At 59.0% G+C, this 21115-nt stretch carries 27 protein-coding genes and 2 pseudogenes; 18 read left to right on the forward strand and 11 right to left on the reverse strand.

Translation table 11 applies throughout. The features are described 5' to 3' along the window. Positions 1-291: pseudogene (locus B5F19_RS04060) on the forward strand (hypothetical protein); the annotation flags it as partial. Here the strand turns inward: B5F19_RS04060 and B5F19_RS04065 are convergent. The 3 genes from B5F19_RS04065 to B5F19_RS04075 all read right to left on the reverse strand — a co-directional run bounded on the left by B5F19_RS04065 (position 281) and on the right by B5F19_RS04075 (position 1792). Beyond that, on the reverse strand, positions 281-568 hold the full coding sequence (locus B5F19_RS04065) for a CD1845 family protein (protein ID WP_087288261.1): 288 nt from the start codon (positions 566-568) through the stop codon (positions 281-283). The pseudogene B5F19_RS04060 and the gene B5F19_RS04065 overlap by 11 nt on opposite strands. Before the next feature lie 187 nt (positions 569-755). Then, positions 756-1130: a hypothetical protein gene (locus tag B5F19_RS04070; protein ID WP_140394151.1), complete on the reverse strand. Its 375-nt coding sequence runs from the start codon at positions 1128-1130 to the stop codon at positions 756-758. A 17-nt stretch (positions 1131-1147) separates the two neighbouring features. Continuing rightward, positions 1148-1792 (reverse strand): helix-turn-helix transcriptional regulator, encoded by a 645-nt coding sequence (locus tag B5F19_RS04075; RefSeq protein WP_087288265.1) that lies wholly within the window; start codon positions 1790-1792, stop codon positions 1148-1150. Positions 1793-2257: 465 nt separating this feature from the next. Here B5F19_RS04075 and B5F19_RS04080 point away from each other — a divergent pair, with 465 nt between their 5' ends. From B5F19_RS04080 to B5F19_RS04090, 3 genes and pseudogenes are all read left to right on the forward strand, one after another. Further along, positions 2258-2533 carry a type II toxin-antitoxin system RelB/DinJ family antitoxin gene (locus B5F19_RS04080; RefSeq protein WP_087288267.1) on the forward strand — a complete coding sequence of 92 codons (276 nt, stop codon included), beginning with the start codon at positions 2258-2260 and terminating at the stop codon, positions 2531-2533. Beyond that, positions 2530-2820 (forward strand): annotated as a pseudogene (locus B5F19_RS04085) (type II toxin-antitoxin system YafQ family toxin). The gene B5F19_RS04080 and the pseudogene B5F19_RS04085 overlap by 4 nt, the downstream one beginning before the upstream one ends. A gap of 286 nt (positions 2821-3106) precedes the next feature. Then, entirely contained in the window at positions 3107-3892 is a 786-nt protein-coding gene (locus B5F19_RS04090) for a hypothetical protein (protein WP_087288269.1), read from the forward strand. Between the two features lie 145 nt (positions 3893-4037). Here B5F19_RS04090 and B5F19_RS04095 read toward each other — a convergent pair whose 3' ends face one another. Then, positions 4038-4991: a P1 family peptidase gene (locus tag B5F19_RS04095; protein WP_087288271.1), complete on the reverse strand. Its 954-nt coding sequence runs from the start codon at positions 4989-4991 to the stop codon at positions 4038-4040. Positions 4992-5182: 191 nt separating this feature from the next. Between B5F19_RS04095 and B5F19_RS04100 the strand changes: the two genes are divergently transcribed. Beyond that, positions 5183-5395 (forward strand): 4Fe-4S binding protein, encoded by a 213-nt coding sequence (locus tag B5F19_RS04100; RefSeq protein ID WP_087288273.1) that lies wholly within the window; start codon positions 5183-5185, stop codon positions 5393-5395. Beyond that, positions 5392-5970, forward strand: a complete 579-nt coding sequence (locus tag B5F19_RS04105) for a hypothetical protein (RefSeq protein ID WP_087288276.1) — start codon at positions 5392-5394, stop codon at positions 5968-5970. Before B5F19_RS04100 ends, B5F19_RS04105 begins: the two co-directional genes overlap by 4 nt. Before the next feature lie 19 nt (positions 5971-5989). Here B5F19_RS04105 and B5F19_RS04110 read toward each other — a convergent pair whose 3' ends face one another. Continuing rightward, positions 5990-6646, reverse strand: a complete 657-nt coding sequence (locus B5F19_RS04110) for a Crp/Fnr family transcriptional regulator (RefSeq protein WP_087288277.1) — start codon at positions 6644-6646, stop codon at positions 5990-5992. 153 nt (positions 6647-6799) lie between these two features. Between B5F19_RS04110 and trxA the strand changes: the two genes are divergently transcribed. From trxA to B5F19_RS04125, 3 genes are all read left to right on the forward strand, one after another. Continuing rightward, positions 6800-7123, forward strand: a complete 324-nt coding sequence (gene trxA, locus B5F19_RS04115) for a thioredoxin (protein WP_087288279.1) — start codon at positions 6800-6802, stop codon at positions 7121-7123. A 13-nt stretch (positions 7124-7136) separates the two neighbouring features. Next, positions 7137-8066, forward strand: coding sequence for a thioredoxin-disulfide reductase (gene trxB, locus B5F19_RS04120; RefSeq protein ID WP_087288281.1), 930 nt, complete (start codon positions 7137-7139; stop codon positions 8064-8066). 146 nt (positions 8067-8212) lie between these two features. Beyond that, positions 8213-8563: a DUF2200 domain-containing protein gene (locus B5F19_RS04125; RefSeq protein WP_087288283.1), complete on the forward strand. Its 351-nt coding sequence runs from the start codon at positions 8213-8215 to the stop codon at positions 8561-8563. A gap of 48 nt (positions 8564-8611) precedes the next feature. Here B5F19_RS04125 and B5F19_RS04130 read toward each other — a convergent pair whose 3' ends face one another. The 6 genes from B5F19_RS04130 to B5F19_RS04155 all read right to left on the reverse strand — a co-directional run bounded on the left by B5F19_RS04130 (position 8612) and on the right by B5F19_RS04155 (position 12285). Further along, positions 8612-9190, reverse strand: coding sequence for a GrpB family protein (locus B5F19_RS04130; RefSeq protein WP_087288285.1), 579 nt, complete (start codon positions 9188-9190; stop codon positions 8612-8614). A gap of 30 nt (positions 9191-9220) precedes the next feature. Then, positions 9221-9913, reverse strand: a complete 693-nt coding sequence (locus B5F19_RS04135) for an alpha/beta hydrolase (RefSeq protein ID WP_087288287.1) — start codon at positions 9911-9913, stop codon at positions 9221-9223. Next, on the reverse strand, positions 9910-10428 hold the full coding sequence (locus B5F19_RS04140) for a hypothetical protein (RefSeq protein WP_087288289.1): 519 nt from the start codon (positions 10426-10428) through the stop codon (positions 9910-9912). The genes B5F19_RS04135 and B5F19_RS04140 overlap by 4 nt, the downstream gene beginning before the upstream one ends. Next, positions 10428-10886: a metallophosphoesterase family protein gene (locus tag B5F19_RS04145; protein ID WP_087288291.1), complete on the reverse strand. Its 459-nt coding sequence runs from the start codon at positions 10884-10886 to the stop codon at positions 10428-10430. Before B5F19_RS04145 ends, B5F19_RS04140 begins: the two co-directional genes overlap by 1 nt. A 17-nt stretch (positions 10887-10903) precedes the next feature. Then, entirely contained in the window at positions 10904-11314 is a 411-nt protein-coding gene (locus B5F19_RS04150; protein WP_087288293.1) for a peptide deformylase, read from the reverse strand. Between the two features lie 446 nt (positions 11315-11760). Continuing rightward, on the reverse strand, positions 11761-12285 hold the full coding sequence (locus B5F19_RS04155) for a CarD family transcriptional regulator (RefSeq protein ID WP_087288295.1): 525 nt from the start codon (positions 12283-12285) through the stop codon (positions 11761-11763). Between the two features lie 621 nt (positions 12286-12906). Between B5F19_RS04155 and B5F19_RS04160 the strand changes: the two genes are divergently transcribed. From B5F19_RS04160 to B5F19_RS04200, 9 genes are all read left to right on the forward strand, one after another. Beyond that, positions 12907-13572, forward strand: a complete 666-nt coding sequence (locus B5F19_RS04160; RefSeq protein ID WP_087288298.1) for a hypothetical protein — start codon at positions 12907-12909, stop codon at positions 13570-13572. A gap of 134 nt (positions 13573-13706) precedes the next feature. Next, the gene (locus B5F19_RS17040; protein ID WP_140394152.1) at positions 13707-14387 is read left to right on the forward strand and encodes a hypothetical protein; all 681 of its coding nucleotides are present in this window, start codon (positions 13707-13709) and stop codon (positions 14385-14387) included. Positions 14388-14517: 130 nt separating this feature from the next. Next, positions 14518-14994 (forward strand): transcription elongation factor GreA, encoded by a 477-nt coding sequence (gene greA, locus B5F19_RS04170; RefSeq protein WP_087288299.1) that lies wholly within the window; start codon positions 14518-14520, stop codon positions 14992-14994. Between the two features lie 62 nt (positions 14995-15056). Beyond that, entirely contained in the window at positions 15057-16565 is a 1509-nt protein-coding gene (gene lysS, locus B5F19_RS04175) for a lysine--tRNA ligase (RefSeq protein ID WP_087288301.1), read from the forward strand. A gap of 524 nt (positions 16566-17089) precedes the next feature. After that, a complete protein-coding gene (locus B5F19_RS04180; RefSeq protein WP_087288303.1) occupies positions 17090-18157 on the forward strand; it encodes a hypothetical protein in 1068 nt (355 codons plus the stop codon). After that, a complete protein-coding gene (locus B5F19_RS04185; RefSeq protein WP_087288306.1) occupies positions 18126-18752 on the forward strand; it encodes a hypothetical protein in 627 nt (208 codons plus the stop codon). The genes B5F19_RS04180 and B5F19_RS04185 overlap by 32 nt, the downstream gene beginning before the upstream one ends. 190 nt (positions 18753-18942) lie before the next feature. Continuing rightward, complete coding sequence (locus B5F19_RS04190) at positions 18943-19335, forward strand: hypothetical protein (protein ID WP_087288310.1); 393 nt, start codon at positions 18943-18945, stop codon at positions 19333-19335. A gap of 34 nt (positions 19336-19369) precedes the next feature. Continuing rightward, the gene (locus B5F19_RS04195; RefSeq protein ID WP_087288312.1) at positions 19370-20341 is read left to right on the forward strand and encodes a cell wall protein; all 972 of its coding nucleotides are present in this window, start codon (positions 19370-19372) and stop codon (positions 20339-20341) included. Further along, positions 20259-21047, forward strand: a complete 789-nt coding sequence (locus B5F19_RS04200) for a class D sortase (RefSeq protein WP_242972691.1) — start codon at positions 20259-20261, stop codon at positions 21045-21047. Before B5F19_RS04195 ends, B5F19_RS04200 begins: the two co-directional genes overlap by 83 nt. The last annotated feature ends 68 nt before the right edge of the window (positions 21048-21115 follow it).

Below are 21115 nucleotides of genomic sequence, written 5' to 3' on the forward strand. Positions count from 1 at the left end.
CTCCACAGCCAGCCGGTTCTCTATGTGTCCCCGGCAAGCGACGTCTTCCTACTGCCAGCCGGTAGTCAAAACGAGGAGGCCAGTGAATTGTACCATCAGGTGGCCATGGCTGCGGACGAGGTATACAGTTATGTGGAGCCAGGTGATGAGTTCAAGGAGGTCTACCGGCGCGGGGAGATCGCACCCTATTTCGACCACTCCGGCGCTCCAGTGGTACTGGAGGTGTCCAAGGGATACTTTGATGACCCCGGCTATGACAACGACAAGTTGTCCCGAAGTATTAGCCTGTAATAAAATCCTGCAAGGAGTATTTCAGCGAGTAGAGCCTGTCCATGAGCCAGTCAGCGATAGCCGGGATGCCAAAGGGCGAAACGAGGAACGCCAGCACAAGGAACACCACGCTGCCCAGCGTCTGGCCGCCTATGAACAGGACAAGGGCCAGCAGGGTCAGCACCACGCAGCCTATATGACACAGCGCCGCAGCCACGCAGTAGAGAAATGACACGATGGCAACGAACAGGGTCAGCGCCACCACAAAGGGGGCGGCAAGAATTTTGAGAACAATCATATCAGCTACCTCCCGTAAAGTCTACTCGGTTTGTCCTCCTATGATAATTATAACTCCGCAAAAATAGGGGCACAAGGATGTCGAGCTGATATGGCTTTGGGACAAAATGTCCCGAAGTATAATTATGTGAGAGTGTAAAAGCGGGCAAGCAGGATCGCTTGTCCGCCTTACAGCGCATCAATAAAGTTTAATCTTCTCTGGCATAAAAAGCACCATCCCAATCCCAAAGAGTGTAAATGTACCTTCCACTATTGTCCCCCTTAACGGAGAACACACGCATAGTTACATTTCCGTCGGTAACTGCCCCTAAATACTCACCACGATCAGCACTTGAAAATCCATCTGCTCTTGCTCCGGCTCTATCTTCGACATACCGAACACCATCTATTTCAATAAAATCGTACTCTGCTCCTGTTATGCTGCCGATTATCGGGAGTTGAAAAATTGTCTTAAAAAAAGGTATGAACAACAAGATCAGAACCACTAAGATGGCGATTAAAGAAATTTTGACAATTCTTTTTTTGTGCATTTTATTTACCCCCCTCATTTTGTGGGTGGTCATATTACCTGCTAAAATAATCAAGGCGTATTCTGATTGTGTGCTTTTTTATTTTTTGCAATTTTCAAATCTGTTAAAATTCCGATGGCAAGATAAATTACCCCAAAAGCAACAAATGCAATAGGTGGATTTGCCATGATTGGGTATGGAGCGATATAGCCAATCCCAAGGAGTATATTGCAGGCAGCTGCCAGAGGTATAAATGGTACAGTCCAGATGTTAATAGAGATAAACTTCTGCTTTGCAACGGACTTCGTTTCTTCATCAGAGATAGTCATGCCTATTCCGTAAATCATACATCCAATAACAATAAAGATGACTCCAATCGCTATCGCAGATGCATTTTGTTTATCGTACCATATCATTGCAGAAGCGATGATCCCAATAAGGTTAAAAGCTGTTCCGGCAACGGAAAATATACTGGCATTTGGTTTTTTCTTTGGTTGTGTTACATCTTTTGGAAGAGGTTCAATTCCTTTTAGTATATAATCAGTTGTCACTTCAAACAGTTCGCTCATTGTAATAACCTTTTCTAAATCCGGGGTACTCTGTTCACTTTCCCATTTGGATACCGCCTGCCGAGAAACACCAACTTTATCTGCCAGTTCTTCCTGTGAGTATCCTTTTTGCTTTCGCAAATATTGAATTCTGTCTGCTATATTCATTGCTCATGCTCCTTTCCTTTTGACAAAAGCATAGCATCTTTACTGGTTGCCTTTCCACCATTTTCGCTTGGAAATATGTCAACTGCCAGTTGCTATCTTGTTTTTGTAGCTTATTACCACAAACGAAGTTGATATGAAGTTATTATACAATGATGACTCACTTATAAGAAGCAATAAATTGTAAATTTACGAATGAGCCAAATCTTATTTCGCAACCAGATCTGAATTATCAGCAGGCATAGGGAGCGTATGAGTAATGTCACCAATAAGAAAGCAGTTTTTATGCTGGCGTTATCCGAAATCAGATACAAAACTTTGGGACAAAATGTCCCGAAGTTTATACCCGTATCACCCGGACTTCCTTGCCCAGCGTATGAGCATATGCTATTAAATATTCGTGCAAAGTATTGTTTTCTTCGTGCAAATAGCATATACTAAAAGTACCGGCAGAAAGGGGTTGATACTATGGCTGGAAATACCACAAACATCAGCATCCGCATGGACGCGGATTTGAAGGCACAGGCCGACGCCCTGTTTGCGGAGCTTGGCATGAATTTATCCACGGCGTTCAACATCTTCGTGCGCCAATCGCTTCGTGAGGGCGGCATTCCCTTTGAAGTGAAGCTGGGACAGCCCAACAAGGAAACGATTGCTGCCATGCTGGAAGCGGAAAGGATTGCAAAAGATCCGTCTGTAAAGGGCTGCAATGACCTTGACGGGTTGTTTGCCGACCTGAAATGAGGAAAACAAGGTACGCCGTCAAGTACACAACCGGCTTTGAGAAGGACTGCAAACGGGCAATCAAGCGCGGCCTGATAATCGAATTGCTGGAGCAGGTCGTGGCGCTGCTGGCGATGGGCGGGCCGCTGCCGGAGAAGAACCGCGATCACGATTTGCCCGGCGATTAGGTGAGCCATCGGGAATGTCACATCCTCCCGGGCTGACCGCTCATTTACCGCATCGAGGCCGATGTTTTGGTTCTGACGCTGGCCCGCACTGGATCGCACAGCGTCTTGTTCGGCAAATAAACTGTCTGCCACCGTATGTATGGTTGAAACCTGTACGGTGTTTTTTCTGCGTGCAAAAAGGTGTCGTGAAATGAGACATACCTAAAAGGGACGCCAAAGGGTAGTGGAAAAACTGAGCGTTACCAGATTGTGCGGACAACAAAAAAGCCCCCTGGTACGCCGGTTCCACTACACTTTTGCTTGGTGTATACCTGCGGCGGCGATGCCATTTGCCGTTAAAGTTGTAGATTAGGGCCGGGCCTTTTCCGGTCCTGAAGAGACGCGCCGTTTGAAAGGCGGGGTATCAATGCAAGGAAACATCTTAAAAATCTGGCTTTCGCCGGACAGCGCGAAAAAGAGCCGGTACGGCTGGCGCACCCTGGGCGGAATTCTGGGGATCGCGGCGCTGGCGGTGCTGCTCACCTGCGGCGGGGCGGTGTGGCTGACCGCCTCGGGCGCCCCGGTGGAACTGCTCTCGCTGGGCCTGTGTCTGGGGATCTCCGCCCTGACCGTGTTTCTGGCCCTGAGACTGGGGCGGCGCTCGGTCCAAGACGCCACCGCCTTTTTCTGGATGGAGGGGGACCGGCTCTTTGCCGTGGACGCCCGCTCCCTGGTCTATCACGGCCGGGACGTTCTCTCCCACGCCGCCGCCACGATGGAGGTGCAGCAGTTTCTCCAGAAGCTGGCGGAAAATCCCTATCTGCCCGCCGGGGCGGACGAGATCCGGAGGGTGGAGCGGATTCGGGAGAACCGCTCCCACTACGCCCTGGTCTGTCAGGTGCGCCACCCCAGCCAGCGGACGGTCCGGCGCACCTACTTCCTGGTCAAGGGGCTGGAGGACCAGGAGCTGCTCCTCCACCAGCTGGAGCGCCGGAAGAGCTGGGAAAACGACCTGGATGCCGCAGAAAACCGAAACCCCTTTTTCATTCTGCTCAGCGCCCTGGCCTGCGGCGGTTTTGTCCTCCTGTGCGTGCTGAGCCATCCGGCTGTGGCCCGGCTGCCCCAGGACATCTATTTCCCCTGTCTGGGGCTGGCCTTCGCCGCCCTGTGCGTCCTGGTCTATTTTGCAATCCGCCAGAGCCGGGGAGAATAAAACCTAATCCCTCCCCCCTCCCCACCGGCAGACACGACAAAACGCGCCGCAGAGCCAGTATCGCTCCGCAGCGCGTTTTGCTTTTCAATGCCCCGTTCCCGAGGGAACTTCTGAGCACAGGGCGCAGGTCTGCTCCCCGGTTCCCTCAGAGCGCCCCGCAGCCGGGCAGGTCATAGGCGGACCGAGCCGCCCGGACCGCGCGGACGATGGCCCGCTCCATGGCCCAGGCAGCCATGGAGCCGACCACATTCACATCGCCCGCCTGGCCGCCGGTGCTGAGAGCATAGATGCTGTCTCCATCCGCGTTGGTATGGACCGGGCGGATGGCCCGGGCGTAACCGTTGTGGGTCATGCCCGCCACTTTGGTGAGCTGGGTCTTATTCAGCTTGGCGTTCGTCACGATCATGCCCAGCGTTGTGTTGCCGGTAAACAGATTCCCGGCAATGGTCACATCCTGGAACATCTCTTCCAGGGTATTGGAGAGCCCGGTCCCCTCCGCGTTCCGCAGGCCGGCGATCTGAACCGCGCCGTCATAGACGTCCCCCAGGGCGTTCACCGCCACCAGAGCCCCCACCTTCAAATGGCCCGCCTGGACGGCATAGGTGCCAAAGCCGGATTTCATGGCCCGCTCCATCCCACGGTACTTGCCCACCGAGCAGCCCGTTCCAGCTCCCACGTTTCCCTCTGCGGGCGGCTCACTGCTGGCATTTTCACAGGCCTGATAGGCCATAGCCGCATCCGGGCGGACATCCGCCCGCCCAACTCCCAGGTCAAACAGGCAGGACTGGCAGACCAGAGGGACCTTGGTCACACCCACGTCAAAGCCGATCCCCCGCTCCTCCAGATAGCGCTGGACGCCGCCGGCGGCGTCCAGTCCGAAGGCGCTGCCGCCGGAGAGTAGCACCGCGTTGATGGCATCTGCCTGGGCCACGGGAGACAGGAGCTGGGACTCCCGGGAGGCGGGTCCTCCGCCCCGGACATCCAGCCCGGCGGGGCTCATCTGATCGCAAAGGAGCACCGTGCAGCCGGTGGCGGCCTCCCGGTTCTGGGCATGGCCCACACGAAATCCCCCTACTTCCATAATTCCGATCTCTCTCATTTGACGTCCCTCCTCGGCGTTTTCTTTACATTCTGTTCAGTATGATGGATCTGTTTTGCAGGAATTCTCATGCTAACCCGGCTCCGCACCAAAGTACGGAAGGCGCCGGAAGCCGGTCTGTGTGATTTTATCACGGTGGCCCCAATAGGCTTTGTGGTAGGATACAGGCATCAAACTCTGGGAGGCATCGTATGACTTCAGTCAAAAAGAAGCGGCGCAGAGCCGTGGTGGAGCAGGCGGCCTGTGTGGCCTGCGGCTGCTGTGTCAAGGTCTGCCCTTTGCAGGCCATTGAGATCGTTCGTGGCATCATGGCCCAGGTCAGCGGGGAGAAGTGCGTGGGCTGCGGCAAATGCGCCAGGGAGTGCCCCGCCAGCGTCATTGAGATCCGGGAGGTGGAGACATGAAAAAGCGCTGGTACGACTATCTCTGGATCGCGTCCCTTCTCTACCTGCTGCTGGGCTTCTTCAACATTTTGTTCGCCTGGCTGGGCCTGCTGTGCTTCTTCATCCCCCTGATCATCTCGGTGGTCAGCGGCGCCAAGGGCTACTGCAACCGCTACTGCGGCCGGGGCCAGCTCTTTGGGCTTCTGGGAGGGCGCTTCGGCCTGTCCCGGAAAAAGGACATCCCGGGCTGGATGAAGAGCAGAGCCTTCCGGTACGGCTTTCTGGCCTTTTTCATGGCCATGTTCCTTCTGATGCTGTGGAACACCTACCTGGTGTTCGCCGGGGCTCAGGGCCTCCGGCAGGCGGTCACTCTGCTGTGGACCTTCCGGCTGCCCTGGCACTGGGCCTACCACGGCGCCCTGTTCCACCCCGGCGTGGCCCAGTTTGCCTTCGGCTTTTACGGCGTCATGCTCACCTCCACCGTGCTGGGGCTGATCACTATGGTGCTGTTCAAGCCCCGCAGCTGGTGCGTCTACTGCCCCATGGGCACCATGACCCAGCTCATCTGCAGGGCGAAGGCAGGAAAGCAGCCCTGAGTCCATAGCGCGGGCGGGTTCAGTCCCCCAGCGCCTCCAGCTTCTCCCGGTCCAGGATGGCCACCATGCCCCGGGACAGCTTCACCATGCCCTCGTTCTGGAAGTAGCGCAGCATCCGGGTGATCACCTCCCGGTGGGAGCCCAGGTGGTTGGCGATGGTCTCGTGGGTGATTTTCAGCTCATCCGTCCCCTCAATGGCCGCCTCCTCCAGTAAGAAGGCCGCCAGCCGTTTGTCCAGGCTCTTCCACATGATCTGCTCCATCAGCCACATGACCTCGGAGAATCGGCTGGCCATCAGCTCATTGGTGTAGTTGGCCACGGGGGCGGACTCCTCCATGAGACGCTGATAGACCTCCGGGGGGATGATCCAGAGCCGGGAGTCCTTCTCCGCCTCAATGGTCACCTCGAACTGGATGGAGCGCATCATGCAGGAGGCGGAAAAGAGGCACATATCCCGGTCAAACAGGCGGTAGAGGGTGATCTCCCGCCCCTCGTCCGAGAGGATATAGGCCCGGAGCTGGCCCGATTTCACCAGGAGCAGCCCGGTGCAGTCCATGTCCCCGTTGTGCAGAACCGTCCCCCTGGGCGCGCTGCGGAGCGCCGCGCTGTTCTGAAGCCGGTCCTGCTGGTCTTGATTCAGTTGATCCCAGATGGGAAAATAATCCGGAAAGTTCATCCCGTATCCCTCCTCGCTGTATATCTAGTATAGGGAAGCGGAGGGACACTGTCAACCGCCGGACCGGTCTCCTCCTCTGTGTGATTTCATCACAGAAAAAGGGCGGTCTTTGGGGTATACTACGGCCAGACAAACAGAAAGGAGCTGACCAACATGGCGGCTATTGATATCAATCAGGAACAGTTCCAGCAGATGATTCAGGGAGACAAACCCGTCCTGGTGGACTTCTGGGCCCCCTGGTGCGGCTACTGCCGCCGGATCGGACCGGCCTACGAGAAGGTCGCGGAGGAGTACGGCGACCGCCTGGCGGTGGTCAAGATCAACATTGACGAGGAAGGGACGCTGGCCGAGGAGGCCCGGGTGGAGGTGATTCCCACCCTGATCCTGTACCGGGACGGGAAGGCGGTGGACTCCATCGTGAATCCCGGGTCCAAGGCGGCCATTGACCAGTTCATCCAGGCGGCTCTGTCCCAGTAAGGAGGCGTTTCTCATGGGCGAACCCCATATTTTTGATATGATCGTGGTGGGCGGTGGGCCCGGCGGCTACACGGCGGCCCTCTACGCCGCCCGGGCCGGGCTGGACACCCTGGTGCTGGAGAAGCTCTCCGCCGGTGGCCAGATGGCCCTGACCGGGGAGGTCGACAACTACCCCGGCTTTGAGGAGGGAATCGACGGCTTCACCCTGGGTGAAAAGATGCAGCGGCAGGCGGAGCGCTTCGGCGCAAAGACAGAGTACGCCCAGGTGGAGCACATGGACCTCGCCCCGTCCCCCAAAGTTCTGGAGACCAGCGAGGGGACATTTCTCGCCAAAACCGTGGTGCTGGCCACGGGGGCCAATCCCAGAGCGCTGGGCCTTCCCAATGAGGCCGCCCTCACCGGCCGGGGCGTGGCCTACTGCGCCGCCTGCGACGGCATGCGGTACAAAGGCAAAACGGTGGTCGTGGTGGGGGGCGGCAACTCCGCCGCCGCCGACGCCCTGATCCTGAGCCGCATCGCCCAGAAGGTGATCCTGGTCCACCGCCGGGATACCCTGCGGGCCACCAAGGTCTACCACCGTCCGCTGATGGAGGCGAAAAACCTGGAGTTCCGCTGGAACAGCGTGGTCACCGAACTGCTCCACGGCGACAAGCTCACCGGCGTGAAGCTGAAGGATGTGAACACCGGCGAGGAGACCGTGCTCCCCTGCGACGGCGTGTTCATCAGCGTGGGCCGGAAGCCCGCCGCCGAGCTGGTGCAGGGCCAGCTGGAGCTGGACCGGAGCGGCTATGTTGTGGCGGATGAGACGACCAAGACCAGTCTCCCCGGGGTCTACGCGGTGGGCGACGTGCGGACGAAGCCCCTGCGCCAGGTGGTGACGGCGGTGGCCGACGGCGCCACGGCGGTCCATATGGCGGAAGAGTACCTGGCGGGCGGCCGCTGATTCAACTTCATACCATGGAATGCAGCCGCAGGCGTGACGCCTGCGGCCGCTTCGCCCGTTGCCAGCCGAGCCCTCCTGTGGTATGATGGGGGCATCACAGCACCCGTATTTTCAGAACAATGATCACGGGAGAGGAGACAGATACCATGCCCCGCACCGATGTGACACAGATGGCCTTTGCCAAGCTCTACCCCCTGCTGGTGAACAAGGCGGAGAAGAAGGGCCGCACCCGGGCGGAGGTGGACCAGGTGACCGCCTGGCTCACCGGATACACGCCGGAGGACATCGCCCGGCTGGAGCAGTCCGACACCACCTATGGAGCCTTCTTCCAACAGGCCCCAGCCATGAACCCTGACCGCGCCCTCATCACCGGCAAGGTGTGCGGCGTCCGGGTGGAGGAGATCCAGGACCCGCTGATGCGGGATATCCGGTACCTGGACAAGCTGGTGGACGAGCTGGCCAAAGGAAAATCCATGGACCAGATCCTGCGCAAATAAACATCGCCCGGAGTTTCTGATCACTCAGAAGCTCCGGGCGTGTTCCATTCAAAGCGGTTTCCGTTCGTCCCATCCGCCGTCCCGGATGTGCCGGAAAATCTCGGCCACCACCTGGGACTTCGCGTCGGCGTAGTGCTGCACATAGGTCCAAGTCTGCCGGGCCAGCCGCCTTTTGGCACATGCGTACCGCTCCCGGTCCTCCCGGCAGCTCCTCAGCCAGTCCCGGAAGTCCAGCATCCGCTGCGCCTCCTCACACCCGGCGGAAAATACATGGAGGTTCACCGCCGGATAGGTCCCTTTCAACAGCCGGTGCTGGTACCAGTCCGGCTCCCGGACCCGCAGCACATAACCCGCCCGCTCCAGCGCCGGGACATACCGCTCCTCCGCGGCGGAGTCCTCCACCAGCAGCAGAATGTCCAGAATCGGCTTGGCGCACAGGCCGGGAACCGAGGTGGAGCCCACATGCTCCACGGAGATGTTCTCCCCTCGCAGCGCCTCAGCAATCTTCTTCCGCTCCGCCCGATACTGCTCCGGCCAGGTGGGATCATACTCCCGCAGTTCGATGGTCCCCTCCAGCTTTTCCACCGTTCCAATGGTGACCGCCTGCAAATATTCGTCCGATGGCATACAGTTTTCCTCCTCAATAGTCCGGCCCATTCAGCAGCAGGAGGACTTCTCCCACTCCCGCAGCGCCGCCAGCTGTTCCGGCGTATGGAACCAGTGTTCCCCGCCCTCCAGCACCGTGAGCCGGGCGCCGTGCCGCCGGACATACTCCTCCACCGTCCGGCGGGGCGTCATACTATCTTCGCTTCCATAGAGGATACGGACGGGACAATTCCAGCTGTGGACCGGGTGCTCCCGCACCCAGCACAGGTACGCCCAGGACAAGGTCTGACCGAAGGAGGTTTCGATCTCGCCCCGGTCCCGCAGCTCCTCCTCCGTCACCCCGGCCCAGCCCATCATGGTCAAGATCAGCCCCTCCATGTCCAGAATGGGAGAGACCAGCAGGGCGCGGGCCGGCCGGTCAACGGCCAGCATGGCAAAATAGGCCCCGATGCTGTTGGCCCGGAGGGAGACTGTGTTCCAGCGGTGCTCCGCCCACTCCCAAGCCGCCCTGACGTCTGGTGCCGCCGCCCAGGGGAACAGCTCCTCTCCCCTCCCCTGGCGCTCCCCGTGGGCGGGCAAGTCGATGGACAGCACCTGGTACCCCTTGGGGCAGACCACCTGGGCAAATGCCTCCGCCTCCTCCTTCCGGCCCATCTGACCGTGGAGAAACAGATAGCCCCGTTCCGCGGGCGCTCCATATAACAGGGCGGGAATCCCGCTAATTTGTACGCGTTCGGGTTTCATATCTCTGCCTCGCGTTCGCATAATACGGCGGCCATCCGCTCCAATCCCGTCCCCAGCCCCTCAAAGCCCGCGCACCGGCTGGGGCGGGTGTTGACGGCGTGGTCCAGCAGCGGCTGAGCCTGCCGGCTGGTGTCCAGGCACAGGTCCAGCTCCAGCACATCCTCCCAGGCCCGGTTGAGAAAGGCCACCTCCCGGCGGCCGTGGGTGCGGGTGAGCTCGATGCCGCCCGCCCGGCACAGATACACCTCCCCCAGGCTCCGAGAAAAACCGGCGGCGGCGAGGCTCTCCAAAAGTCCCTCCCGGAACAGACCGGGGAGGTCCCCCCATTGAACCGGCGGGACGTCATAGCGGACGAAGGCGTACCGGCTGCGGCAGTGGACGGCCAGCAGGCACCGGCACCCCCGCAGCCGGATGACATGGAGGTCCCAGCAGAAGCACCGGTCCGGCTGTGCGCCATAGGGCGGCGGTCTCCTCTTCAAAAACCGCTGGAGGGGAAAGGTCAGCCCCAGCTCCATCACGCCGTACCTTGGGGGATGACGATCTTCTCCACCTGCAAGGTCCCGTTCTCCACCTCCGCCATCATCATGGTGATCTCCTGGTGGAACCGCCGGGGGCCGCAGGAGCCGGGGTTCAGCCAGAGAACGCCGTCCCTCTCCTCCAGCAGATACTTGTGGGAGTGGCCGAACACCACCGCGTCGATCCCGGTCAGGTCCGCCGGGACCTCCTTTTTGTTGTGGACCAGATAGAAGGTCACGCCGCCCAGTGTGACGGTGAGGTCGTGGGGGAGCTGCTCCGCCCACTCCTTGTCGTTGTTGCCGCGGACAATGTAGAGGGGCGCATACTGCTTCAGCTGGTCCACGATGCTCGGTTTGTTGACGTCCCCGCCGTGAAGAATGGCGTCGGCGGTCTTGAGGCGCTCCGCCGCCTCCGGCCGCAGCAGGCCGTGGGTGTCGGACAAAATGGCCAGTTTCATAGGGTACCGCCTCCCGCTCAAATGATGACGCCCTCGCAGTGGTCGATCTCGTGCTGGATGATCTGGGCCGTCCAGCCGGTGAAGGTTTTGATCCGCTCCTGGAACTTCTCGTTCTGCCAGCGCACCTTGATGGACTTCCACCGCCTGGCCGGGCGGGTGCCGGTGAGAGACAGACACCCCTCCTCCGCCTGATAAGGGCCGGACTTCCGGATGATTTCCGGGTTGAACATGACCATATAGGTCCCCTCATTGTCAAAGGCAATGATGCGCTTGCTGACGCCGATCATGTTGGCAGCCATGCCCACACAGCGGGCCTTGTGGTGCTCCAGCGTCTCCAGCAGGTCGGCCGCAATGGGCAGGTCCTCCGGCGCGGCAGGTTCCGACTTCCGGGCCAGGAACGCCTCCTCCGTACAGATTTCACGAATCATAGGTTTTCTCCTTGCCTGTCTTGGGGGCAGCCGCGCCGTCCTCCCGGATCTTCGGGGGGAGCTTCGCCGGCGGCCAAGCCGCGGCCCGGCGTCAGAAGCCGAACGGCTGCCCCGTGCTCTAAACATCTGTCCAACCGCATTATACAAGGATGTTCGCGCGGAAGCAAGCCGCGTGTCTCCTAACCTGGAAACCGCGCCGGAAAATGGAAAAGAAACGTCAACCCCACGCCTCTGCCGGTATGACAGAACGGTAAAATACTGTTAAAATGAATGCGCGCCTCTTTCGCTGATCGGAACGGAGCCATATTCCGTTTAGCTTGTCAAATATCACGCCGCATCATCAGCGATGGCTAAATTGCCGCGGTGTGCTAAAGTAAACGAGCATCCCGAGAGACGTCCTTTTGCCCTGGGGGCGGCCGTCTCCGGCGGCCGGAACCCTGTTCTGCTCAGCCCGCGTTTTTCTCTGCTTCCAGCTTCAGCTGGAGGCGCTGATGGATATAGTCCGGCACAGATTCCACCGGAATTTCTAACGCGGCGGCCAGTTCCCCGTGCAGCAGGGACTCCGAGCGCCTCTGATAGTCCTGGTCCACCTTGCTTGGCTTTTTCCCCGACCGGCTCTTATGCTGGTTTTTGGCATAAACCAGCTTGATCAGTTGGACCAGATCCTCACAGCGGTGTGTTTCTAAAATTTCCCGGTACTGCTGGGCCAATGCCCGGTAGTCTCTGCCCTCTACATGGGCCCGCTGGATCTCGGGGAGCCGGCTGATCAGTTCCTCCGCCGCCGCCCGGCTCAAAATCGGTCTCATAAACACCTGCGTATCCACCGGGACATAGATAGTCTCCCGGCTGTTCAGGGGAGACAGAGTATAATATTCCCGCTTCGCCTTTGGATCAAAGGGGGGTGCCCCTACTTGCTCTACACGGCACACTCCGGTCTCGCTGTATACAATCAGATCTCCCACTGCAAACATGGCGTTCTCCCTCCCTGTTAAAACAAAAAAGCGGTTCTGACAACGTGACGAACGTGATCAGGACCGCGCGCTGTAACCTTATTTTAGCACATTTTTGGACGTAATGTAAGAAGAATTTTCCTATTCAGGCCACTTGCTCCAACTCCTCCAGGGCCTCGCGCTCGCTGTCCGCCGAGAAGCAGAACCGGCCTGCCCAGTCAAAAACCTCCACATGTCCTCTGACCCAAACGATGCTGTAATCCATAGATTCTGCTCCTTTCCTTCTTGGGATGGTACCAGAATACCACGAATCAAGTCCCATAAATCGGACTATTTATGCTGTGGAGATCTTTTGCGCCTCTTCCGGATGCAAGGGGGAGCGGAGTGCGGCCGGACGGCGCCCAGAACCTTTTTATAAGTGTCCGGGTATATTAGGGGCCGATTATGGACCTGTAAAAGCGGTGGAAGTCCCAATGCTTGTTCCGGGTTCTGTACGGCCAAACAGTCTTTGCCGAACATGCAGGGGGCAAGGCGGCAGGTAAAATTTCTTAATAATTACTGAAAAATAGAGCGGCCCACATTGACAAAGCGGCTGAAATGCGATATGGTGAAGTTGACAAAAAGAGAGGAGGCGCAAAAGGCATGTTTGAACAAATGGAACAGAGAAAACTGGCCGCCCAGAAGCTGCGGCAGATGTGGCAGGGCAATCTGGTGATCATGATATCTGTCATTTTTATGGTCGTTGTGGTGGTGATCATGCTGATGAGCGCCATGACCAACCCCTTTACCATGTATGTGGGAGGCGGGCTGGAATTTACACTGGTCATGACGCTGCTCAGTACTCTGGCGATGACTGTGGGCATGATCATCTATCTGGTGGGCCTGTACGGGCTGCGGAACGTCCAGCCGGAGTACCGGACGGCCTTTCAGTGCTGGCTGGTGAGCTTCGTGCTGAATCTGATCTCCAGCCTGGCAGGAGAGGGGTCCCTGATTGCCTCTATTTTGGATCTGGCCACTACGGTGCTGAATCTGGTGGTCCTCTGGCTGGTTCTGACGGCCACCAACCGCCTGATGGAGGAGATCAGCCGGGATGACGTGATCCAGCGGGGCAGGACAGTGTGGCTCCTGAATGTGATCTCTACGGTATGCGCAGTGGTGGTTGCTCTGATCCCCATTGAGGCTGCGGCGGGAGCTGCACTGGCTCTGACGATTTCCCTGGCTGCTCTGGCGGTGTCTGTTGTGGCGGACTTCTGGTATCTCGGCTATCTGGGCCGGGCGGCCACCGCACTGACAGAGAATATGTGGTAAAAGCAAATGCGAGACCGGGCGCGGCGGAACAGGCTGCGCCCGGTTTTCTGCGGTTGGCGGTCCGCGTTCCGGCCTCTGCCCGCGGGAATACGGTCCCCGGGGAGCGCATATCCTCCTTGCAGGGGGGGTGGAGATTGCTGGGAGCCATTACATACGATTCCGGCGGAGCGGGCCGCCCCCGGCGGACGGAGCGGTACGGCCTTCCTCTGCTGGAGGTGACCCTCCGGCCCGGCAGCTGGCGGGAGAGGGGGCGGGTCCGCGCCGCCGCCCGGCGGCTGGGGCGGCAGGGGATTGTGCGGGTGCTGGCCCCGCCGGAGTTCCCCCACTGGGAGCTGCTGGAGGCCCGGGGCCTGCGGCAGGTGGACCCGCTGCCCTTTCTCCGGTTCTACGCCGGGGAGCTGGCCCTGGCTGCCCTGCTCCGGGAGGGAGTCGCGCCCCAAAGGGGGACGGTGGCCCTGCGGGGGCGGCGGGTGGACCGGGACATGGTGCGGGCGGCGGAGTTTCTCTGCCCCCGAGTGCGGGAGCTGGCCGTCTCGGCCCGGAAAGGAGGGGAGGAGCTCTCCGCCTGGCTGCGCCGGGAGTACGGCATGCCGGTGCGCCCGGACGGGGAGGGGATCACGGCGGCCGTCCGGTTTGATGAGACCGCCCCCGGCGGCGGAGGGCGGGAGCTGTCCCTGTATGGGGGCGCGCCCCGGCTGGCGGGGGTGCGTCCCCGGGCGGCGGACCTGGAGGAGGGGGACCGGGAGGATCTGCCTCTGCTGGCCGCCCTGTGGGAGACGGGGCGGCTGGAGGCCTTGGGCCTAGAATTTACTTGACAGAGAGACGGAAAGTCACTATAATAACACACACTGCGTCAGTATATTTATTTTTATATTATAAGGTATATTGAAAAGGGGCCGGGAGCAGGGGCTTCCGGTTTCCCTATGGAAAGGTGTGCGAGGCGTTATGGCGAAAGAATTCAAACTGACCCCGGAGCGGCTGAAGGAGCTTCAGGACGAGCTGACCTATCTGAAGACGGTCCGGGAGAAGGAAGTGGCGGAGCTGATTAAGGAGGCCCGCTCCTTCGGCGACCTGAGCGAGAACAGCGAGTACGACGAGGCCAAGACCGAGCAGGGCAAGCTCTACTCCCGCATCGCGGAGGTGGAGAACATTCTGTCCAACTATGTGGTCATCGAGGAGAACGAGGACGACGGCGGCTCCTCCATCCGCCTGGGCTCCACCGTCACCGTGCTGGACAAGGAGTTCAATGAGGAGGAGACCTATAAGATCGTGGGCTCCCAGGAGGCCGACCCCATGAACGGCGTCATCTCCGAGGACTCCCCCTTCGGCCGGGCCCTGCTGGGCAAAAACGCCGGCGACGACGTGGTGGTGGACGCCCCCGCCGGCCCCGTTGAGTACAAGATTTTAAAGGTGGAGCGCTGAGCCGTTCCCCAATTTGAGCCAGACCGGCCCAGAGCCGGAAACAGAAGATAGGAGTGGTCTCTTTGGCCGAAAACGAGAAGAAGAACAGCGCCGCCCCCCAGGAGGAGAACCTGTCCCAGCTGACCAAGGTCCGCCGGGACAAGCTGCGTGAGCTCCAGGAGAGCGGGAACGATCCCTTTCAGATCACCAAGTATGAGGTAAACAACGACAGCGCCAACATCAAGGCGAATTTTGACGCCCTGGAGGGCTCTCAGGTGTCCATCGCCGGCCGCCTCATGTCCAAGCGCGGCATGGGCAAGGTGTCCTTCTGCGACCTGCAGGACAAGTCCGGCCGCATCCAGCTCTACGCCCGGAAGGATGAGATGGACGAGGCGGAGTACAACCGCTTTAAAAAGTTCGATATCGGCGACATCGTGGGCGTGAAGGGCGTGGTCTTCCGCACCCAGCGGGGCGAGATGTCCGTGCGGGTGGAGACCGTCACCCTGCTGAGCAAGTCCCTGCTGCCCCTGCCCGAGAAGTTCCACGGCCTGACCAACACCGAGCTGCGCTACCGCCAGCGTTACGTGGACCTGATCGTCAACCCGGAGGTGAAGCGCACCTTCGTGCTCCGCTCCCAGTTCGTCAAGCACGTGCGGGACTTCCTGGACGGCCGGGGCTACATGGAGGTGGAGACCCCCGTTCTGAACACCATCTCCGGCGGCGCCACCGCCCGGCCCTTCATCACCCACCACAACACCCTGGACATCGACATGTACCTGCGCATCGCCACCGAGCTGCCCCTGAAGCGGCTCATCGTGGGCGGCATGGACCGGGTGTATGAGATCGGCCGCATCTTCCGCAACGAGGGCATGGACCCCAAGCACAACCCGGAGTTCACCACCGTGGAGCTGTACGAGGCCTACGCCGACTTCAACGACATGATGGACCTGTTTGAGGACCTGTTGACCTCCGCGGCCCAGAAGCTGCTGGGCACCTATCAGCTGGAGTGGCAGGGGGAGCAGATCGACCTGACCCCCGGCTGGCCCCGCCTGCCCATGCACGAGGCGGTGAAGCAGTACACCGGTCTGGACTTCATGGCCATCACCAGCGACGAGGAGGCGGTGGCCGCCGCCAAGTCCATCGGCGTAGAGCTGCCTGAGACGGCCGATCCCACCTGGGGCAACGCCCTGTACGAGGTCTTTGACCAGCGGGTGGAGGAGAAGCTGGTGCAGCCCACCTTCATCACCATGCACCCGGTGGACGTGTCCCCCCTGGCCAAGCGGTCCCCCAAGGACCCCCGCCTCACCGAGCGCTTCGAGCTGTTCATCTGCCGCAGCGAGATGGGCAACGCCTTCTCCGAGCTCAACGACCCCATCGACCAAAGAGAACGCTTCCAAAAGCAGGTGGAGCTGCGGGACAAGGGCGACGACGAGGCCGGCATGATGGACGAGGACTTCATCACCGCCCTGGAGTACGGCCTGCCCCCCACGGGCGGCCTGGGCATCGGCATCGACCGGTGCGTGATGATGCTGACCAACTCGGACAGCATCCGGGAGGTCATTTTGTTCCCCACCATGAAGCCACTGGATTAAAGACCCGTTGCGGCGCAAGGGTTTGCGGGTTTTTCACGAGCCTGAAAGAGCGGTTTTACACCAGTTTTACACCAGTTGGATTCAGCAGTAACACGTTTTTACACCTGATTTTACACCAGTTTTTAGAGAGCCTCCTAAAAGAAAAAGTGCCCGTGGCAGTTGAGCTACGGGCACTTTTTTTATACTTTTTCAGTTATTTTTATACATGGCGGTGCAACAAATGAAATGGGTTTAATTAGAAGCCATTGCACGGGGGTGAAATGACCGGCTACACACGGCAGCTATTTGAATCCTCTGTCCACAGATTTTCGTTCTCACGATTTTTATATTCTTCCTGCTCTTCAGAAGTTGCCGGCCGGATCATGGCCTTTCCACAGTCCGGGCAGGTATCCTCAGACGTTCTAAGGAACAGGTAATGACAATTATCACAGGCATATAGCATTTCAATCAGGCCTCGCTTTCGTGTTTACCAGTGTAGCACGGAGCGGGGCTTTTTTCAATCTATCAGGAGGGAGGCCGGCGAGATGAAGTGCCTGCTCAAATATCAATGGGTCAAACTACCCCGCAATCAGCTTCCGCCCGGCAAGGGCATTATGGGCTCTTGGGCTCGATTGGCCTCCCGTGCAGCCTTTAGGACTGGGCAGGCCCGGTACTGCGGTTACACCAACAAAGTGAGTGCCGGGGGCTGGGCAGGCGGCATCGTTGGTCTGAAGAGTATCCTGGCAATCAAACGTCGGCGGCAGGCCCTTGAACATATGGACACTCTGGCTGACCTCGGTTATATTACCTACTCACTGGACACAAAAACAAAGAAACTGACCTATCAAGTCACAGATTGGGTCGTAAGATGCTCTGGCGAGCCCTGTATGGGCCGTGAGGCGGTTTATGCGACAGAGGGGTATGGATTCCTCTGCCTGCCCAGAAACGTCACGCAGAGGCTTGCAGAGCGGCATTATCAATTTGCTGAGGCAGACGCATGGCTCGACCTCTGGTGCCACACAGTGTGGCAGGAGTCCAGCAATGCGTTTTCCTTCTCGGCGCCGGCTGTTCAGTTTGGGCAGTACGGCGCAGTTTTGACATTGGAATCCCTTGGCAGGCGTTGGGGATGGGAAAAGACGAAGGTCTGGCGCTTTTTCAGAAAACATGCGGATGCCTTCCCGCTGTATAAGCTGCCAGGTGCTTTCGGTTGCCTCATCTTCAATGCAGTCTATCCGACTGGAGAACAATTCACCTTGCCGTCCCAGGACAAAGTCGAGCGCATTTTGAGAGAAATACGCACAAAAGACGGGAATACGCACGAAAACCAGCAGAGCGACCATGCCCGCATCTGCAAACTGGTCGCTTGGTACAGTCGTGCAGTGCTGCCCCGGGAACAAGAGGAGTGCCGTGTTGCATCTGAGGACTGCTATATTACGCGCGCGTATTTTTCTCTGGGTAAGATTTTAGAGTATGTTAGGGAGGACTGCCAAGGGATATCTCCAGCGACGCCAAATTTTGAATTATTCCGCGGAACCTTGCCACGGGCCGGGCCTGCGGATCAGGATGATGGAGGTATTGAAAATGGCAGATTTGAAGGCATCCCTCTGTGGTGAACTGCCGAATCAGGATAGTGCGATTCCCCAGGAGCAGCTGCGCGCCTTGCTGGAGCGCAGGGGGATCGTGGGAGATCCGGACATCCCCAATGCGAAAGCCCGGCTTGCGGAGCAGGAGCTTCGCCGGAATATGTACCATAACACCCAGGTCATGCTCAAGCACTACCGGGACATCGTCTGGGCCTTGGAATGCTTCCCCAGTGAAGTCGCACAGGAGCTGGATCAGCCGCTGAAGGATCTGGACGCGCTGCTCAGCGTAGTGGACACGCAGGTGGCGCTGGGGAACGCGAAGTTGGAGCACCGCCTGCTCAGCATTCGGAAGTCCCGCATGCTGCTGGACCGGATCAATGAGGCCCTGACGGTCCTGCGCCATAAGCCGGGCAACGGGGAGCTGATGTATAACATCATCTTCCAGACGTTCATCACGCCGGACAAGCCCAGCCATACGGATATCCTGTACCGGCTGGATATCTCGGAGCGGCACTATTACCGGCTCCGCCAGCAGGCGGTCAACATCTTATCCATCCGGCTGTGGACGGCCCCGGCCGGCTGTCTGGATGCCTGGCTGGAGCTTTTGACGCTGCTGGAGGGGTGATGTCCTACTCTGCGGCAGAAAAATGGCAGAAAATTGGCAAGGTCGGTGCGGATGACAAGGGGAGTGCAGATGTGCTATCCTGTTATCGTCCAAAACTGGACCTAACGGCAGGGAGCCGCCTTGAAGTGATTGAGAACAGTCGCTTCGAGGCGGCTCTTTGCTGCAAATATGACGAAAAGGAGGGAAGCAAATGGCAAAGGACGAGAGCAGGAGGGATCGCTGGGTGAAGGCGTCCCAGCGGCTGCGCAACGCTTTCCAGATGGCGGCGGTATCCTGTTACATGATGGTGCTGTTCGCCCAGCCGGCGGCTGCTGCGGACACCATGTGGACACGGTTCAGCACGATTATCGCAGATGTCTATGGCGAGCTGGTGGGCATCTCCACCATCGTGGCAGTGACTGCGGCTGCGGTGGCGCTGTTGGTGCGGATGATCTCCCGCAATGAGCGGGCCGTCGCAGAGGCGACCAGTTGGCTGAAGAGAATCGTCGTGACCTGGATTGTGCTCAATACCCTGGGCTTTGTGGTCGCCTACCTGCAGCCGCTGATCCAGGGCGGACAGTACACGCCGTCGACTACTCCCTGATTCCAGAAAGAGCAAAATCAAACCTGAGGAGGATATGTCAGTGAAGAACAAAATCTTATCTCTCACCGCATCGCTCCTGCTTTTGACCATGCTGACGCTGCCTGCGGGCGCGGTCAGCTTGGACGTGACGGATCCTGACGCCATGCTCCCGGTCGATATCATTCTCGACCAGGACAACAAGGAGATCCGCAAGGTGTATGATCTCTCGCCCAACACCGACCCCTCCACGCTCCCCATGGGGCAGTTTGAGCGGGACGGCCTCCTGTATACCTGCACCGATGTGCTCCGGGAGGTCATCATCGGCAGTGAGACGCAGGTCATCACCCAGGAGGAAAAGGTGGACAGCGACAAAAAGGACATGGACACGATTTTGTCCCTGCTGCCCCAGGAGAAAGAGGTCACCACGGAAGAGGGGTTTACCGGCACCCTCACGCTGGATCTGGACAGCATCAAGACCGAAGCGGCCGGGTATGGCAGCAGCACCCAGCCAGTCACAGCCACCAGGACCTACCCCAATCTTGCAAACCAGGACCTCAACCATCTGCCGAAAAGCATCACTGAGGGCGGCCGGACCCTGACGCTCCAGGATGTCCAGTGGCAGACGGACAACACCTACAACGCCGATGACTATGAGATCGGGGATCGTTTTACTGCTGTCTGCACCTACGGCGGGAGCAAAACAGTCAGTTATGTGACGGGCTATACCACCACAGCCAACTACTCAGGTGAGGTCTACCGCACCGGGGTCACAGTGATCCGCTACACCGTCATTTTCACTGGCACGCCGATGGAGCCTGTTGCGGAGGAGCAGTCCCAAAGCGGCGGCCTCAACTGGCTCATGGTGGCCCTGCCCGCGCTGGCGGCTCTCGGCGCCGGTACCGGAGGAACATACTTTTTCATGAAACGGAAGGAGCGAAAGATGTATGAGGAACTGGCTGAAAGCAACGATGCTGCTGCTGGCCGTCACAGCGATGATGGCGACCCCGGCGCTGGCGGCGGAGTATGAATTTGACGACTCGGACGGCCCCGTGTATGCTCCGCCCACCTCCGTTGACCAGGTGATCGTGGTTGGCGGAGGGGTGACGGAGAGCAGTAACATCGACCGCAGCAAGAATACCGCCGTCATTGCGCCGCCCTTCGGCAGTCCGGAGTCCTATCTGCCCGGTGCCGGCACGACACTGATCCCCCAGTCCGGAACATCAACTGGCAGCAGCACCATCAGCGGTGAAACAATCTACCTGCCGCCGGAGTCCTACGATGAAAGCACTCCGGCCGCAGATACCAGCCTGAGCAGCAACAAGTTCACCCTCCCGGACGGCCTCTTTTATGAGGACGGTAGCCTGGGCCGGCTGAAGATCCCCTCTCTGGGGCTTTCCGTCAAGGTGTATGAGGACGAAAGCCTGGAGAGCCTTGCCAAAGGCGCCGGGCATTTCAAATCCACCTCCTGCTGGGACGGCAATGTAGGGCTTGCGGGCCATAACAGAGGTGTGGCCAACCATTTTGGACAGATCCACACCCTGGAGGACGGCGACAAGATCACTTACACCACGAAGCTCGGCACGCGCACCTATGAGGTGTTCTATGTGGGGCAGATCGAGGAGACGGATTTCTCCCGCCTGGGCCGGAGCAGCGAGAATATGATCACGCTGATCACCTGTGTCCGAAATGTGCCGGAGATGCGCTGGTGCGTGCAGGCCCGGGAGATCACCTGACAGTATTTTTGCAAAACTGACCTCTTTTCGATGTAATTAAGTCAAATATCAAGAAAAGGGGGAATCAG

It is taken from the genome of Pseudoflavonifractor sp. An184 (assembly GCF_002160305.1).
Classification (GTDB): Bacteria; Bacillota; Clostridia; order Oscillospirales; family Oscillospiraceae; genus Lawsonibacter; species Lawsonibacter pullicola.

Excerpts from the sequence above, each read along its gene's own strand:
- B5F19_RS04140 (WP_087288289.1), bottom strand. The coding sequence starts at position 10,428 with ATGGAGCTGGGGCTGACCTTTCCCCTCCAGCGGTTTTTGAAGAGGAGA.
- B5F19_RS04185 (WP_087288306.1), top strand. The coding sequence starts at position 18,126 with ATGGCAGATTTGAAGGCATCCCTCTGTGGTGAACTGCCGAATCAGGAT.
- B5F19_RS04135 (WP_087288287.1), bottom strand. The coding sequence starts at position 9,913 with ATGAAACCCGAACGCGTACAAATTAGCGGGATTCCCGCCCTGTTATAT.
- B5F19_RS04155 (WP_087288295.1), bottom strand. The coding sequence starts at position 12,285 with ATGTTTGCAGTGGGAGATCTGATTGTATACAGCGAGACCGGAGTGTGC.
- B5F19_RS04070 (WP_140394151.1), bottom strand. The coding sequence starts at position 1,130 with ATGACCACCCACAAAATGAGGGGGGTAAATAAAATGCACAAAAAAAGA.
- B5F19_RS04195 (WP_087288312.1), top strand. The coding sequence starts at position 19,370 with ATGTCAGTGAAGAACAAAATCTTATCTCTCACCGCATCGCTCCTGCTT.
- trxA (WP_087288279.1), top strand. The coding sequence starts at position 6,800 with ATGGCGGCTATTGATATCAATCAGGAACAGTTCCAGCAGATGATTCAG.
- B5F19_RS04080 (WP_087288267.1), top strand. The coding sequence starts at position 2,258 with ATGGCTGGAAATACCACAAACATCAGCATCCGCATGGACGCGGATTTG.
- trxB (WP_087288281.1), top strand. The coding sequence starts at position 7,137 with ATGGGCGAACCCCATATTTTTGATATGATCGTGGTGGGCGGTGGGCCC.
- B5F19_RS04145 (WP_087288291.1), bottom strand. The coding sequence starts at position 10,886 with ATGAAACTGGCCATTTTGTCCGACACCCACGGCCTGCTGCGGCCGGAG.
- B5F19_RS04125 (WP_087288283.1), top strand. The coding sequence starts at position 8,213 with ATGCCCCGCACCGATGTGACACAGATGGCCTTTGCCAAGCTCTACCCC.
- B5F19_RS04090 (WP_087288269.1), top strand. The coding sequence starts at position 3,107 with ATGCAAGGAAACATCTTAAAAATCTGGCTTTCGCCGGACAGCGCGAAA.
- B5F19_RS04190 (WP_087288310.1), top strand. The coding sequence starts at position 18,943 with ATGGCAAAGGACGAGAGCAGGAGGGATCGCTGGGTGAAGGCGTCCCAG.
- B5F19_RS04105 (WP_087288276.1), top strand. The coding sequence starts at position 5,392 with ATGAAAAAGCGCTGGTACGACTATCTCTGGATCGCGTCCCTTCTCTAC.
- B5F19_RS04180 (WP_087288303.1), top strand. The coding sequence starts at position 17,090 with ATGAAGTGCCTGCTCAAATATCAATGGGTCAAACTACCCCGCAATCAG.
- B5F19_RS04110 (WP_087288277.1), bottom strand. The coding sequence starts at position 6,646 with ATGAACTTTCCGGATTATTTTCCCATCTGGGATCAACTGAATCAAGAC.
- B5F19_RS04200 (WP_242972691.1), top strand. The coding sequence starts at position 20,259 with ATGAGGAACTGGCTGAAAGCAACGATGCTGCTGCTGGCCGTCACAGCG.
- greA (WP_087288299.1), top strand. The coding sequence starts at position 14,518 with ATGGCGAAAGAATTCAAACTGACCCCGGAGCGGCTGAAGGAGCTTCAG.
- B5F19_RS04130 (WP_087288285.1), bottom strand. The coding sequence starts at position 9,190 with ATGCCATCGGACGAATATTTGCAGGCGGTCACCATTGGAACGGTGGAA.
- B5F19_RS04160 (WP_087288298.1), top strand. The coding sequence starts at position 12,907 with ATGTTTGAACAAATGGAACAGAGAAAACTGGCCGCCCAGAAGCTGCGG.
- B5F19_RS04095 (WP_087288271.1), bottom strand. The coding sequence starts at position 4,991 with ATGAGAGAGATCGGAATTATGGAAGTAGGGGGATTTCGTGTGGGCCAT.
- B5F19_RS04100 (WP_087288273.1), top strand. The coding sequence starts at position 5,183 with ATGACTTCAGTCAAAAAGAAGCGGCGCAGAGCCGTGGTGGAGCAGGCG.
- B5F19_RS04075 (WP_087288265.1), bottom strand. The coding sequence starts at position 1,792 with ATGAATATAGCAGACAGAATTCAATATTTGCGAAAGCAAAAAGGATAC.
- B5F19_RS04065 (WP_087288261.1), bottom strand. The coding sequence starts at position 568 with ATGATTGTTCTCAAAATTCTTGCCGCCCCCTTTGTGGTGGCGCTGACC.
- B5F19_RS04150 (WP_087288293.1), bottom strand. The coding sequence starts at position 11,314 with ATGATTCGTGAAATCTGTACGGAGGAGGCGTTCCTGGCCCGGAAGTCG.